The organism is Frondihabitans sp. GW821-FHT04F02, assembly GCF_059420045.1.
On the sequence record NZ_JBWKSZ010000004.1, the window covers coordinates 82096 to 96109 of the forward strand.

The 14014-nt window shown below is 65.3% G+C and carries 14 protein-coding genes; 6 read left to right on the forward strand and 8 right to left on the reverse strand.

The window, feature by feature from the left end; genetic code table 11:
• Nucleotides 1-94: 94 nt before the first annotated feature.
• The 4 genes from trxB (at nucleotide 95) to AC07TY_RS11900 (ending at nucleotide 3931) form a co-directional block, all read left to right on the forward strand.
• Nucleotides 95-1078 carry a thioredoxin-disulfide reductase gene (gene trxB / locus AC07TY_RS11885; RefSeq protein ID WP_494785487.1) on the forward strand — a complete coding sequence of 328 codons (984 nt, stop codon included), beginning with the start codon at nucleotides 95-97 and terminating at the stop codon, nucleotides 1076-1078.
• Between the two features lie 45 nt (nucleotides 1079-1123).
• Nucleotides 1124-1450, forward strand: coding sequence for a thioredoxin (gene trxA, locus AC07TY_RS11890; RefSeq protein ID WP_123506643.1), 327 nt, complete (start codon nucleotides 1124-1126; stop codon nucleotides 1448-1450).
• A gap of 135 nt (nucleotides 1451-1585) precedes the next feature.
• Nucleotides 1586-2890: an aminotransferase-like domain-containing protein gene (locus AC07TY_RS11895; protein ID WP_494785488.1), complete on the forward strand. Its 1305-nt coding sequence runs from the start codon at nucleotides 1586-1588 to the stop codon at nucleotides 2888-2890.
• Nucleotides 2891-2956: 66 nt separating this feature from the next.
• Nucleotides 2957-3931 (forward strand): D-alanine--D-alanine ligase family protein, encoded by a 975-nt coding sequence (locus AC07TY_RS11900; RefSeq protein WP_488625179.1) that lies wholly within the window; start codon nucleotides 2957-2959, stop codon nucleotides 3929-3931.
• Between the two features lie 1220 nt (nucleotides 3932-5151).
• Here AC07TY_RS11900 and AC07TY_RS11905 read toward each other — a convergent pair.
• The 8 genes from AC07TY_RS11905 to rpmH form a co-directional block, all read right to left on the reverse strand.
• Complete coding sequence (locus tag AC07TY_RS11905) at nucleotides 5152-6099, reverse strand: ParB/RepB/Spo0J family partition protein (protein ID WP_123506646.1); 948 nt, start codon at nucleotides 6097-6099, stop codon at nucleotides 5152-5154.
• Nucleotides 6099-7031 carry a ParA family protein gene (locus AC07TY_RS11910; protein WP_123507096.1) on the reverse strand — a complete coding sequence of 311 codons (933 nt, stop codon included), beginning with the start codon at nucleotides 7029-7031 and terminating at the stop codon, nucleotides 6099-6101. Before AC07TY_RS11910 ends, AC07TY_RS11905 begins: the two co-directional genes overlap by 1 nt.
• A gap of 150 nt (nucleotides 7032-7181) precedes the next feature.
• Nucleotides 7182-7823 carry a 16S rRNA (guanine(527)-N(7))-methyltransferase RsmG gene (rsmG, locus tag AC07TY_RS11915; protein ID WP_494785489.1) on the reverse strand — a complete coding sequence of 214 codons (642 nt, stop codon included), beginning with the start codon at nucleotides 7821-7823 and terminating at the stop codon, nucleotides 7182-7184.
• A 46-nt stretch (nucleotides 7824-7869) separates the two neighbouring features.
• Complete coding sequence (locus tag AC07TY_RS11920) at nucleotides 7870-8493, reverse strand: Jag family protein (RefSeq protein WP_494785736.1); 624 nt, start codon at nucleotides 8491-8493, stop codon at nucleotides 7870-7872.
• Between the two features lie 47 nt (nucleotides 8494-8540).
• Nucleotides 8541-9524 (reverse strand): membrane protein insertase YidC, encoded by a 984-nt coding sequence (gene yidC, locus AC07TY_RS11925; RefSeq protein ID WP_123506649.1) that lies wholly within the window; start codon nucleotides 9522-9524, stop codon nucleotides 8541-8543.
• Between the two features lie 8 nt (nucleotides 9525-9532).
• Complete coding sequence (gene yidD / locus AC07TY_RS11930) at nucleotides 9533-9913, reverse strand: membrane protein insertion efficiency factor YidD (protein WP_494785490.1); 381 nt, start codon at nucleotides 9911-9913, stop codon at nucleotides 9533-9535.
• Nucleotides 9910-10260 carry a ribonuclease P protein component gene (rnpA, locus tag AC07TY_RS11935; RefSeq protein WP_494785491.1) on the reverse strand — a complete coding sequence of 117 codons (351 nt, stop codon included), beginning with the start codon at nucleotides 10258-10260 and terminating at the stop codon, nucleotides 9910-9912. Before rnpA ends, yidD begins: the two co-directional genes overlap by 4 nt.
• A gap of 42 nt (nucleotides 10261-10302) precedes the next feature.
• On the reverse strand, nucleotides 10303-10440 hold the full coding sequence (rpmH, locus tag AC07TY_RS11940) for a 50S ribosomal protein L34 (protein ID WP_043595303.1): 138 nt from the start codon (nucleotides 10438-10440) through the stop codon (nucleotides 10303-10305).
• A 430-nt stretch (nucleotides 10441-10870) separates the two neighbouring features.
• Here rpmH and dnaA point away from each other — a divergent pair, with 430 nt between their 5' ends.
• Both dnaA and dnaN read left to right on the forward strand, forming a co-directional pair.
• A complete protein-coding gene (gene dnaA / locus AC07TY_RS11945; protein WP_488625185.1) occupies nucleotides 10871-12298 on the forward strand; it encodes a chromosomal replication initiator protein DnaA in 1428 nt (475 codons plus the stop codon).
• Between the two features lie 536 nt (nucleotides 12299-12834).
• Nucleotides 12835-13983, forward strand: a complete 1149-nt coding sequence (dnaN, locus tag AC07TY_RS11950; protein ID WP_488625186.1) for a DNA polymerase III subunit beta — start codon at nucleotides 12835-12837, stop codon at nucleotides 13981-13983.
• Nucleotides 13984-14014 lie beyond the last annotated feature (31 nt).

Sequence of the window (14014 nt, forward strand, 5' to 3'; positions counted from 1 at the left end):
GAGCCCCGGGGCACACGGAATACGCGGAAGCTAGGCTGTGTTTCACCGCACAGGCGACCGGACACACGGTCGCCACCCCAATCGAAAGGTCGCAATGCGTCAGGTCATCATCATCGGTTCCGGCCCCGCCGGTTACACCGCTGCGATCTACGCCGGTCGTGCCGGTCTCGCGCCCCTCGTGGTCGCCAGCTCCGTCGAAGCCGGCGGCGAGCTCATGAAGACCACCGAGATCGAGAACTTCCCGGGCTTCCCCGAGGGTCTTCAGGGCCCCGAGCTCATGTTCAAGATGCAGGAGCAGGCCGAGAAGTTCGGCGCCGAGGTTCTCCTCGACGACGTCGTCGAGCTCGACCTCAGCGGCGACATCAAGAAGGTCACGCTCGGTTCGGGCGCGGTCGAAGAGGCACTCACGGTGATCTTCGCGACGGGCTCCGCCTACCGCAAGCTCGGCGTCGAGGGCGAAGAGCGCCTCTCAGGCCGCGGTGTCTCGTGGTGCGCCACGTGCGACGGCTTCTTCTTCAAGCAGAAGGAGATCGCGGTTGTGGGCGGTGGCGACTCCGCCATGGAGGAGGCCACCTTCCTCACGCGCTTCGCCACCAAGGTCTATGTCATCCACCGCGGCGACACCCTCCGCGCGTCGAAGATTATGCAAGACCGCGCTTTCGACAACGAGAAGATCGAGTTCCTCTGGAACAAGAAGGTCACCGCCGTCACCGGCGACGAGAAGGCGGCTGGCGTCACGCTGACCGACACCGTCGACGGCACCGAGTCGCACCTGGACCTCGAGGGCCTGTTCATCGCGATCGGCAACGACCCGCGCGTGCACCTGGTCCACAACCAGCTCGACCTGACCTCCGACGGCACCATCGCCGTCGAGGGCCGCTCGTCGAAGACCAACCTCAAGGGCGTGTTCGCCGCTGGCGACGTCATCGACATCACCTACCGTCAGGCCATCACGGCTGCCGGTTCGGGCACCGTCGCAGCCCTCGACGCCGAGCACTACCTCGCCGGCCTCGACAAGGCCGTTCTCGACCAGGCCAAGGGCGCGGCGCCCGCCGAGCCCGTCACCGCCTCCGCCTAGTTCCTGCACCTCCAGAATTCGACTTCTCCACGAAAGGGGAACCCCATGAGCAACGCAACCGCAGTGACCGACGCCAGCTTCGAGCAGGACGTCCTCAACTCCGACGAGACGATCCTCGTCGACTTCTGGGCCGAGTGGTGTGGCCCGTGCCGCGCCGTCTCGCCCATCCTCGACCAGATCGCCGAAGAGCACGCCGGCAAGATCAAGATCGTCAAGCTCAACGTCGACGACAACCCCCAGATGGCCATGAAGTACCAGATCACGTCGATCCCGGCGATGAAGGTCTTCAAGTCGGGTGAGGTCGCCAAGACCATCATCGGTGCCAAGCCCAAGCCGGCCCTCGAGGCCGACCTGGCGGACTTCCTCGCGTAGCCAACCGCGATGAGAGCCCGCCCAGCAACCATGCTGGGCGGGCTTTCTTCTGTTAACAGGCGACTTCCGAACGACTCGACGCTCTCACCCCGACCCGTATTCTTAACCGAAACCCCCACACAGACAGGGCACTCCATGACCAACCAGGGCACCAACCTCGATCCGTGGTACGACAGCTACGCAGACCGCACGGCAGGCCTCAGCGCCTCCGAGGTGCGAGCCCTGTTCGCTGTCGCCTCGCGCCCCGAGGTCGTGTCTCTGGCCGGCGGGATGCCGTACGTGTCGGCGCTGCCGAAGGAGATGGTGCTCGGCTCCATCGAGAAGGTCATGCACGACAACGGCCCGATGGCGCTGCAATACGGCTCGGGGCAGGGCACACCGGCGATCCGAGAGCACATCATGCAGATCATGGCGCTCGAGGGCATCCGGGGGAGCGCCGACAACGTCGTCGTGACGACCGGCTCGCAGCAGGCACTCGACCTCGTGACGCGCCTGTTCATCAACCCCGGCGACGTCGTGCTCGCCGAGTCGCCCAGCTACGTCGGCGCGCTCGGGGTGTTCCGTGCGTATCAGGCCGACGTGGTGCACGTCGCGATGGACGACGAGGGCCTCGTGCCGGAGTCGCTGCGAGAGACCATCGTCGCTCTCGAGGCCGCCGGTCGCCCGATCAAGTTCCTGTACACGATTCCGAACTTCCACAACCCCGCCGGGGTCACGCTGACCTGGGCGCGTCGCCTCGAGATCCTCGACATCTGCCGATCGCACGGGATCCTCGTGCTCGAGGACAACCCGTACGGCCTCCTCTACTTCGATCAGCCGGCACCGCAGGCGATGCGCTCGGTCGACGACGAGGGCGTCATCTACCTGGGCTCGTTCTCGAAGACGCTCGCCCCGGGCTTCCGTGTCGGATGGGCACTGGCACCCCACGCCATCCGAGAGAAGCTCATCCTCGCCAACGAGAGCGCTACGCTCGCGCCGAACTCGTTCGGCCAGTACGTCATCACCGAGTACCTCGACCAGACCGACTGGAAGGGGCAGATCGATACCTTCCGCGGAATCTACTCGGAGCGACGCGACGCGATGCTGTCGGCGCTGGGGGAGTACCTGCCCTCGCTGACGTGGACGAAACCCGATGGCGGCTTCTTCGTCTGGGTCACGCTGCCCGACGAGCTGGACTCGAAGGCGATGCTGCCTCGCGCGGTGAAGGAGCTCGTCGCCTACACGCCCGGCACAGCGTTCTTCTCGGACGGCCAGGGTCGGTCGAACATCCGGCTGTCGTTCTGCTACCCGACACCGGAGTCGATCCGGCTCGGAGTGAGCCGACTCGCGACCGTCATCAACGGCGAGATCGACCTTCTGCGCACTTTCGGCGGTGCGAGCATGACGCAGTCGATCCCGACTCGATCCGGCGTCGGAAACCCGCCTCCGAACACTCTCTGAACCACCCTCTGATCTGCACTTCTTCACCGCACGAAGGCTCAGAACCGAAATGAAGGCACTCTTCGCATGACCACGCCCCTCATTCCCGCTTCGATTCGCACTGTGACCGTCCTCGCGGGCGGAATCAGCCACGAACGCGACGTCTCGCTCCGATCGGGTCGACGCGTCGCCGACAGCCTCATCGCCCACGGCGTGAAGGTCGAGCTGCGCGACCCCGACGCGTCGCTTCTCGGTCACCTTCAGACGACTCGGCCCGACGTCGTGTGGCCGGCGCTGCACGGAGCGAGCGGTGAAGATGGCGCCCTGCGCGGTCTCCTCGAGGCGGTCGACATTCCCTTCGTCGGGTCACGCGCGACAGCCGCGCGACTCGCATGGGACAAGCCGACGGCCAAGGCGCTCGTCGCTCGGGCCGGGGTCCGAACGCCGCGGAGCATCACCCTGTCGCACGACTCGTTCCGTGAGCTCGGCGCGGCGAGCGTGCTCGAAGCGATCGGCGAGGAGCACCCAGTCCCTGTCGTCGTGAAGCCCGCCCGCGGTGGTTCCGCGCAGGGTGTCACGGTTGTCGACGACGTGGCCGGCCTGCCCCGCGCCATGGTGGACGCCTACACCTACTGCGAGGACGTCATCATCGAGCAGAAGATCGTCGGAACCGAGATCGCCGTCGGGGTTCTCGACACCGGCGACGGCCCGGTGGCCCTGCCTGCCGTCGAAATCGTTCCTCGTTCGGGATTCTACGGATTCGAGGCGCGCTACAACGCGGGGGAGACCCGGTTCTTCACACCTGCTCGTCTTTCGGAGGAGGTCGCCGCGGCGGCCGCCGCCGCTGCTGTGGCGGCGCACGAGGCGCTCGGCCTGCGTCACCTGTCGCGCGTCGACCTGATCGTCGACGCGGCCGGAACCCCGTGGTTCCTCGAGGTCAACGTGCTGCCCGGTCTGACAGAGACGTCGCTCGTGCCGCTGGCGCTCGAGGCCGCCGGGTACGACCTGGGCTGGGTCTACGCGGAGCTGGCGCAGAAGGCCATCGCTGACCACAGGGCGTGAGGTGCGGGGGCGCGATTGCTCTGAGATTGGCAAGGATGTGCGGGGTAGACGTCCTTGTGGCGTGTGCGGTTCGCGGCGGCGATCCTGGTGGCACGCGCACTCGAGAGTGCTTTTCCTCGTGAGCGTGCGCGGCGTCCTTTTCGAAGGATCGCGCTGGCTGGCGGCACTCGTTGGGCTTCGCAAGGATGTGCGAGGTTAGCGTCCTTGTGGGCGGCGCACGCTCGAGCGCACTTCCTTGAGGGCCATACGCCCAGAGCCTCGTCTCCTCGTGAGCGTGCACTCCGTCCTTACCTAAGGATCGCGCTGTCCCACCCTGCGACGGAGGCCTCGCAAGGACACGCGAGGTCGGCGTCCTTGTATGGGCCACCTTCTCCGTCGACGTTCCTTGTGAGCCGTGCGCCCAGAGCGTCGTCTCCTCGTGAGCGTGCACTCCGTCCTTGCCTAAGGATCGCGCTGGCCCGCGCTGCGACTGGTGCCTCGCACGGACACGCGAGGTCGGCGTCCTTGTAGGCGGCGCACTCCCCGCCACCGTTCCTTGTAGGCCAGGCGCCCGGAGCGTTATCTCCTCCTGAGCGTGCGCGGCGTCCTTACCTAGGGATCGGCATACGCAATCGAGGGCGCCGCGTGATGCCATGCATCGTGAGCGGCGCTGAGACCGCGCATGTCCATTCACGGCCCTCGCCCCGCGCTCCGTCAAGCATGCCGTCGGGGCACGACCACTCCACACGCTCCCGGCAGCCTGGGGTTGAGCCGCGGACCCGTACCCCTCGCAATCCGTCGTTCGACAAAGAGCCCTAGCCCGCTTCTCTTCGACTCCAATCCATTCAGTTCGCAGGTCCGTCGGGCCACCGTGGCGCTCCCGCCGCCCTCACCCCGCCCCGCCCGCCTCGGCCCGTCGAGTTCACCCCAGTCGCTCCGTATACCCGCTGTCGACAGCCGACTCTCAGCACGCAAAGTGCCGTACCCGCCGAGCCCAGACCCATTAACTAGACGCCCCGCGCCCAATAACTCTGTTTCACGTGAAACAAGCAACTCGCTGCCGTGAAGTCGGGTCGCGGGTCAGCAGTTTCACGTGAGACACGGAGATAGACGCACCGCCGTCCACCCGGGCCTCGGTGATCGCAGAACCCGCACGGCAGGCTCCACCCACCAACCCCCAGAACCAGGAAACGCACCGTTTCACGTGAAACGATGCGCTCCGAAAAGGACGTGCTGCCGACCTAGACGCCGAACGGATCCTGCCCGAGCTCGCCCAAGATGCGGTTCAGGTCGCCAACTGAAGCGAAGTCGATGGTGATCGAGCCCTTGCGCGCACCCAGCACCACCTTGACACGAGTGTCGAGCCGATCGCCGAGCTTGTCTGCCACCTCGATCAGGTGTCCCTGCGTCGCACCGGTCTGCGGCTGCGGGCGCTTCGGCTTCACGGTGAGCCCAGCAGCAGCGGCCTCGGCCGCGCGGACGCTCAGATCTTCGTTCACGATCTTGTCAGCAAGGCGTTCCATGCCGGCGGCGTCGCCGACCGACAGAATCGCTCGGGCGTGACCGGCCGAGAGGACACCTGAGGCGACCCGTCGCTGGACGGGGGAGGGGAGGCGGAGCAGGCGGATCGTGTTGGTGATCTGCGGGCGGCTCCGACCGATGCGGTCAGCAAGTGCCTCCTGGGTGATGCCGAAGTCGGAGAGGAGCTGCTGGTATGCCGAAGCCTCTTCCAGAGGGTTCAGCTGAGCGCGGTGGAGGTTCTCCAAGAGGGCATCTCGGAGCATCGACTCGTCGGCGGTGTCCTTGACGATGGCTGGGACGGTGGCGAGGCCGAGCTGCTTCGTCGCACGCAGACGGCGCTCGCCCATGATCAGCTCGTACTGCGGACCACCCGCCTGAAGGTGCTTGAGCGGGCGGACGACGATGGGCTGGAGGACGCCGACTTCGCGGATGGAGGCGACGAGTTCCTGCAACTCCTCTTCGCGGAACTCTGTACGAGGCTGCTGCGCGTTCGGGACGATGTCGAGCGGGTTCAGACTCGCGAGGCGGGCGCCGGGAACAGCGATGAGGTCGTCGGCGGTCTGCTCGCGCATGGGGAAGAAGACGTCGACGGGGCGGCCCTGCGTCTCGTCGGCGACGGGGATGAGCGCGCCGATTCCGCGGCCGAGTCCGGTTCTCTTCGTTGCCATCAGCGGGGTACTCCTCGGTGTGCGAGCTCGGACGCGGCCTCGAGGTACGAGAGCGAGCCGGGGGAACTGGGGTCGTAGCTGATCACGGACTGCCCGTAGCCGGGCGCCTCGCTGATCCGCACCGACCGGGGAATCATGGTCGTGAAGACCTCTTTGGGGAAGTGCTCCCGAACGTCGGCAGCGACCTGCTGAGACAGGTTGGTGCGTCCGTCGTACATCGTAAGCAGAATGCTCGACACGGTGAGCACCGGATTCAGATGCTTCTCGATCAGCTGAATGTTGCGCAGGAGCTGGCTTAGACCCTCCAGCGCGTAGTACTCGCACTGAATCGGAATCAGGACCTCCTGCGCAGCGACGAAGGCGTTGATCGTCAGAAGCCCCAGCGACGGCGGGCAGTCCACGAAGACGTAGTCGAAGCGGCGGTTCTCTCGCTCTGTCTCTGTAAGGAAGTTCTCAAGAGCGGTGCGGAGTCGCTGCTCGCGAGCCACCAGGGAGACCAACTCGATCTCGGCGCCGGCCAGGTGAATCGTGGACGGGACGCAGTACAGTTCGGCGAACTCGGGGCTCTTCTGGATCACATCGACGATTGCGGATTCTCCGACGACGACGTCGTACACGCTGGCCGTCTCCGCTCGGTGCTCGACGCCGAGGGCGGTGGAGGCGTTGCCCTGCGGATCGAGATCGATCACCAGAACGCGCGCTCCGCCACGAGCGAGACCGGCCGCGAGGTTGACCGTTGTGGTGGTCTTGCCCACGCCGCCCTTCTGGTTCGACACCGTGATGACACGCGTCTTGGATGGGACCGGGAGTGGATCGTCTTTGATGGCCTCACGCCGACGTGTGAGGTCGGCGATCTCGCGAGCAAGGGGAGTGGTCGCATCGAAGCTGACACCGCCGGAACCGGCACGGCCGGCCCGAGCTGCGTCGGATATCGAGGCGCCTGAAGCTTTACTCACCGGATAGATCTCCGAATCGCAGGGTTTCACGTGAAACCGGCCGCCCAGGAGGGGAAAGCTTCGAGACGCGAGCGAATAGAACCTTGCGTCACGCAGCTGGAACCGTGAGAACCCGGGTGCCGCTAGTCAGTCAACTGTAGCCCGAAAGACGCGTGTGGTTTCTTCCACAAGGCCTCCTCCGAGCTCGATCACCTGGACGTCAATAAGGTGATTTCTGGCGATCACCTTTCGCGCGGCTTCGACCTCCGCCTCGACGCGAGCCCCCTTGAGGAACAGCAGCTCTCCGCCCGTCCTCACGAGCGGAACCGTCAGGGGGATCAGCTTCGAGAGGGCACTCACGGCTCGAGCTGTCACCTGGTCGAGCCAGGGATTGATCTCAGCTTCTTCTGCCCGTGCCCGGACGACCTCGACGTTCGTAAGTCCCAGGCGGTCCGCCTCGGCACGGAGCCAGTCGGTGCGTCGCTCCATCGGCTCGATCAAGATCATCGTCACATCCGGCCGAGCTGCGGCGAGAACAATACCCGGCAGGCCAGCGCCGGAACCGATGTCACCGACCCGCCCATCCCGTACGAGCAAGGGGGCGAGAAGCCCGCTATTGATGACATGCCGCGTCCACAGGCGTGGCAACTCTAGAGGACCGATGAGTCCTAGCTCCTCACCGTACTGAGCAAGGTCGGCCGTGTACTGGCGAACGACCTCGAGGCGCTCTCCAAAGAGGGTGGCCGCGACGGCGGGCTCGACCTCGAGCTCAGATAGAGGGGCGTTCATCGTTTCACGTGAAACGGAGCTGAGCGATTCATAAATTGAGAATTACTCAGGAACGAGTCACGACGGTGTGACGATCGCGCCCTTCACCCTCGGACTCGGAGCCGAAACCACGAGCCGCGACGATGTCGTGGACGAGCTTGCGCTCGTAAGACGACATCGGGGGGAGCGAAGCGGAGGTGGCGCCCTCTTCCAAGCGAGCCACGGCTCGGTCGACGAGGGTGGTCAGTTCCTGCTCGCGAGTGGCACGCGAACCCCCGACATCGAGGATCAGCCGCGAGAACTCGCCCGTGCGGGTCTGCACGGCGATACGCGTGAGCTCTTGGAGCGCGGTGACGGTGTCGGGCTTCGACAGGACGCGGAGGTCGTTCTCACCGGACGAGTCGACTGAGATGTAGGAGCGACCGCCCCGGGTCTCGATGTCGATGTCTCCGTCGAGGTCGAGGATGTCGAGCAGCTCTTCGATGTAGTCGGCGGCGATGTCGCCCTCGTCGAGGTCGGAGTCGCCGGCGGGCGACCCGGTCTCGGAAGCCGCGTCGGACGCCCCGTCGACCGCGTCGGACGCCCCGTCGACCGCTTCGGGAGCGTCGTCGACCGCTTCGGGAGCGTCGTCGCCCGAGGGGACCTCAGTGTCGGCGGTGGCCGTCTCGACCTCGAGCGCGGCGTCGTCGATGGCAGTGTCGGAGTCGGCTGCGGGCTCGGAGGAAGGGGAAAGGGAGCTCATCGGGCCCCTCCGTTCTGCTTCTTGGCGCGGTTCTTGCCGACCGGCTGCGTGCGCTGTGTGGTGGTGCGCTTGGGCGTCTCGATCTCGGTGACGGTGATCTCGGTCAGCGTCTTCAGCCCGCCGCTCTTGCCGCGCGCCTCGCGGTCTTTGCGGCGCTTCTCGAGCCGGGCTTCGCGGGCGATCGCCGCATCGCTGCCGGGGGTCGGGCTGTTGCGGATGACGATGTACTGCTGGCCCATGGTCCAGAAGTTGGAGGTCAGCCAGTAGAACATGACGCCGAGCGGGAAGGAGAGGCCCGAGAAGAGGAAGACGAGCGGGAGCACGTACAGGAGCATCTTCTGCTGGCGGTACATGGGGCTCGCCTTGGTCTCAGGCGACATGTTCTTGCTGGTCAGCTGGAGCTGCGTGTAGAACTGCGACGCCGTCATGAGCACGATCATGGCGCCGGCGATGAGCTTCACCGAGATGACGTCGGAGTTCGTGAAGGTCTCTTTGAGGGGTGCGCCAAAGAGCGTGGAGTTCGCGAATGCGTCAGACAGGTTGCGGTTCAACAGGCCGATGCCGACCTTGTCGAGCTGCGCGTTGTGGAGAACGGTGTAGAGCGAGAAGAACACCGGCATCTGGATCAGAAGCGGAAGGCACGACGAGAGCGGGTTGGTACCCGTCTCCTTGTAGAGGGCCATGGTCTCGCGCGACATCGCCTCGCGGGAGAACTGGTCTTTCTTGCCCTTGTACTTGTCCTGGATCTTCTTCAGCTGCGGGGCGACCTCCATCATCCGCCGCTGGTTCTTGATCTGGCGGACGAAGATCGGGATGAGGCAGACGCGCACGACGATGGTCAGCAGCACGATCGACAGGACCCACGTGACACCGGCGTCAGGGTCGAGTCCGATGGCTGTCAGGACGTAGTGCCATCCCACGAGGATCGCCTCGACCACCCATCGGATGGGGTAGAGGATCGTGCCGATGAAATCGAGCATGTCTAGGGTCAGCCCTTCTGGTGACTGTGGACGGGCACGAGCCCGGTAGGCGAAACAGGTGCGCCGAAGGCCGGCGAAGCGGGGGTGGAGTCGGCCGGCACAACGAAGCCGCTGGCCAGGATCGATCTCGAATGCTCATGGCGGGAGTGTGGAACATCGTCGATGCCGCCGGACGCCCAGGGATTGCAGCGGACGATGCGCCAGGCCCCGAGGCCGATGCCCCTTACGGCCCCGTGCGTCTGGATCGCCCGGAGCGTGTACGAGGAGCAGGACGGGTAGTACCGGCAGACGTCGCCGTAGAGAGGCGAGATGACGGCCCGGTAGGCGCGCAGGATCGCCACGCACACGTTGCGTGGGAGGAGTGCCAGGAACTGGACCGTGCGCCTCACCGCTTCACACCCTTCGCACCGATGACCTCGGTGATCTCTTGGAGCAGGGTAGACCACCGAACTGCATCCGAGCCTGGTAGCGCGCGGATCACGACGTCCGTTCGCTCCAGGGGGAAACCCGAGGCCAGCAGCTCGTGCGACACCGCCTTCAAGCGACGTCGGACGGTGTTGCGGACGACCGCGTTCCCCACCGTCTTGGCGACGATGAACCCGAAGCGTGGAGCATCGGTCGGGGCTGAATCCGGGCGCACGTAAACGACACAGTGCGCCGTGGCCGACTTGCGACCACGACGCACGGTGTTGCGGTAATCGTCTGCGCGGACGATCCGGTTGGGCTTAGCCAGCACCGAAGCCTCTTCCGCGGAGCCGAGGCTCGTGCGAGATCCGGCCTACGCCGAGAGCTCGGTGCGGCCCTTGCCGCGACGAGCGGCGAGGATCGCACGACCGGCACGGGTGCGCATGCGAGCGCGGAAGCCGTGCTTCTTGGCGCGACGACGGTTGTTCGGCTGGAAGGTGCGCTTGCTCATGGTTTTGTCTCCAGAAGGAAAGGGACCGAGCTGAACGCGCCGGAGACACGTGCCGCAGTCCGAGAAGTCTTGTCAGCCTGAAGGTGGCTGAAATCAACTGGTTAAAACTACGCGAGCCGGGCCTCGGGGTCAAACGGCACGCAAAACACCCATTATCCACAGTGGGGAAAACCTGGGTTGTGTTGACCACGCCGTGTCGAACTAAGGTGGGGGAGTCCTGCGCGAGATCACCCGGGATCTGGGGGATCAACCGCCCGTCCGGCTTCTCCGCGGCAGCTTTGCACCGGTGGATAACCCTGTGTAGAACTACCGAGCCCGGACAGCACCGCTACGAACGAGCAGCGCGACGAACGAGCAGCGCGACGAACAAGCAGCGCACGAACAAGCACCGCACGAACAAGCACGCGACGAACAAACAGAGAGCAGCAACGTGACCAGCACGATCGACCCGGTCCAGGGCCTCTGGCGGACCGTGCTCGCGCGCCTCACGAGCGACGACCGCATCACCCCGCAGCTGCACGGCTTCGTCAACCTCGTCGAGCCGAAGGGCGTCCTCGGCGACACCCTCTACCTCGAGGTGCCGAACGAGCTCACCCGCGGGATGCTCGAGCAGCGCGTGCGCGAGCCCCTGCTCGAGGCGATCTCGCTTCTCGACGACTCGCCCGTCGCCAGCTTCGCGATCACGGTCAACCCCGACATCACGCCCGATCTCCTGAGTCAGCCGCAGCAGCCGGCCGAGTCGGAGCGCTACGTCGAGCCCCCCTTCGTGCCTGCTCCGGTGCAGCCCGTCTCGCTGACCGCGGCTCCCACGAAGCGCACCGACTCGCGGCTGAACCCGAAGTACTCGTTCGACAACTTCGTCATCGGCGCCTCCAACCGCTTCGCCCACGCCGCCGCGGTCGCGGTCAGCGAGGCGCCGGCCAAGGCCTACAACCCGCTCTTCATCTACGGCGAGTCCGGGCTGGGCAAGACCCACCTCCTCCACGCGATCGGGCACTACGCCGAGAGCATGTACCCGGGCATCCGCGTCCGGTACGTCTCGAGCGAGGAGTTCACCAACGACTTCATCAACTCGATCGCGAACAACCGGTCGAGCCAGTTCCAGCAGCGCTACCGCGAGATCGACATCCTGCTGATCGACGACATCCAGTTCCTGCAGGGCAAGGACTCCACGCAGGAGGCCTTCTTCCACACCTTCAACACCCTGCACGACCACGACAAGCAGCTGGTCATCACCTCCGACCTCCCGCCCAAGCACCTCACCGGCTTCGAAGACCGGATGCGCTCGCGCTTCGAGTGGGGTCTGATCACCGACGTCCAGGTTCCCGACCTCGAGACGCGCATCGCGATCCTCCGCAAGAAGGCCCAGAGCGAGAAGCTCCAGATCCGCGACGAGATCCTCGAGTTCATCGCGACGAAGGTGTCGAGCAACATCCGCGAGCTCGAAGGCACGCTGATCCGGGTCACCGCGTTCGCCAGCCTGAACCGCACGGCGGTCGACATGCCGCTCGTCCAGACGGTCCTGAAAGACCTGATCACGCTCGACGAAGACAACGTGATCGCTCCGGTCGACATCATCAATCACACTGCCGACTACTTCAAGCTCTCGGTCGACGACCTGTACGGCTCGTCCCGTTCGCAGGCGATCGCAACGGCCCGCCAGATCGCGATGTACCTCTGCCGCGAGCTCACCAACCTCTCCCTCCCCAAGATCGGGCAGCTGTTCGGCAACCGCGACCACACCACGGTCATGTACGCGAACAAGAAGATCTCCGAGCTGATGAAGGAGCGCCGGTCGATCTACAACCAGGTCACCGAGCTCACCAGCCGCATCAAGCAGGACCACCGCTACAAGTAGGCGTTTCACTCGCGCACGCCGGGCGCAGACAGCCGAGTCGAAGGCGCAGGAACTTCCCTGCCGGCTCGGCTCTCGCCTGTTAACCCCCCTCCGTCGCTCCCCTCCGAGAGCCCTGGCGGGCCCAGGGGAGACGTCTCCGTGGGCACCTGGATCGTCGGGTTTCCCCAGTTGTGGATAACTTGTGGAAAGTCGTGGATAAGTCGTGTATGAATTGTTCACTCTTCGAGGTGCCCTGTGAATGACACGAATTCCGACCCTGCCGAAACCAACAGGTCCACCCCGAGGCGCTCACAATCCATCAACAACTCACACAGATGTAGTTCCCTGTGCCTGAGCGGTTATTAACAAGTTATCCACACTGTGCACAACGGTTAAGACTGTTACTCCTTCTTAGAAAAGGATTGGGAGAGAGACAACCTTGTGGACGGCGGAGGCGGCGGAGGCCCCAGGACCCGGCTCGAGAATTGCTGTGCCAGTATTAACCGGCATCGACCTGCTCTCCGTTGGTGCCCGACAGTCCGAATAGGGGTCACAGCGTGAAGTTCCAGGTCAACCGCGATGTCTTCAGCGACGCCGTGTCGTTCGCAGTGAAGCTCCTTCCGCAGCGGACCACTCTTCCGATCCTCAGCGGAGTCCTGATCGAGGCTCACGAGGGCGGGCTCACGCTGTCGTCGTTCGACTACGAGGTCTCATCGCAGACGAGCATCGCAGCCGAGGTCGACGAGCCGGGCACGATCCTCGTCTCGGGCCGGCTCCTGGCCGACATCGCTAACCGCCTGCCCAGCGCCCCCGTCGTGTTCACCACCGAAGACACCCGCATCAGCGTCGCCTGCGGCTCCGCCAACTTCTCCCTGCTGAGCATGCCCGTCGAGGAGTACCCCACGCTGCCGGCCGTCGGCGAGCAGTCGGGCGTCGTCCCCGGCGACGCGTTCTCCCTCGCCGTGTCGCAGGTCGCCGTCGCGGCGAGCCGCGACGACGTCACCCCGGTCATCACCGGCGTGCAGCTCGAGGTCACCGAGAACGCCCTCTCGCTGGTAGCCACCGACCGGTACCGCGTCGCGGTGCGGGGGATCGACTGGGACCCGGGCACCGCAGCTTCGACCCAGACGCTGACCGCGCTCGTTCCTGCGCGCACCCTGCAGGAGGTCGGCAAGACGTTCGGCAACGCCGCGACGCTGTCGGTCGCGATCACGGGTTCGGAGGACCGCGAGCTCATCGCGTTCCAGGCCGACAACAAGATCGTCACGTCGTTGCTCATCAAGGGCAACTTCCCGCCCGTCAAGCGGCTGTTCCCCGAGACGGTCGAGAACTACGCGGTGATGAACACCGCGGACCTCGTGGAGGCGACGCGTCGCGTGTCGCTCGTCCTCGAGCGCGAAGCAGCTTTGAGATTCACGTTCACCATCGACGGCCTCACCCTCGAGGCCATCGGTAGCGAGCAAGCGCAGGCGTCAGAGTCGATCGACGCGCTCCTGACCGGAGAAGACACCGTGGTTTCGCTGAAGCCGCAGTTCCTCCTGGACGGACTGGGAGCAGTCCACTCCGAATTCGTCCGCATCTCGTTCACCAAGACCGAGAACCCGAACAAACCGGGGCCCGTCCTGATCACGAGCCAGTCCTCGAAAGATCAGCCGGGTGCGGACAGCTACAAGTACCTGCTCCAGCCCAATCTCCTGCTGCGCTGACCGCGCGCTTCCACCGGACGTGCGCCCGAAA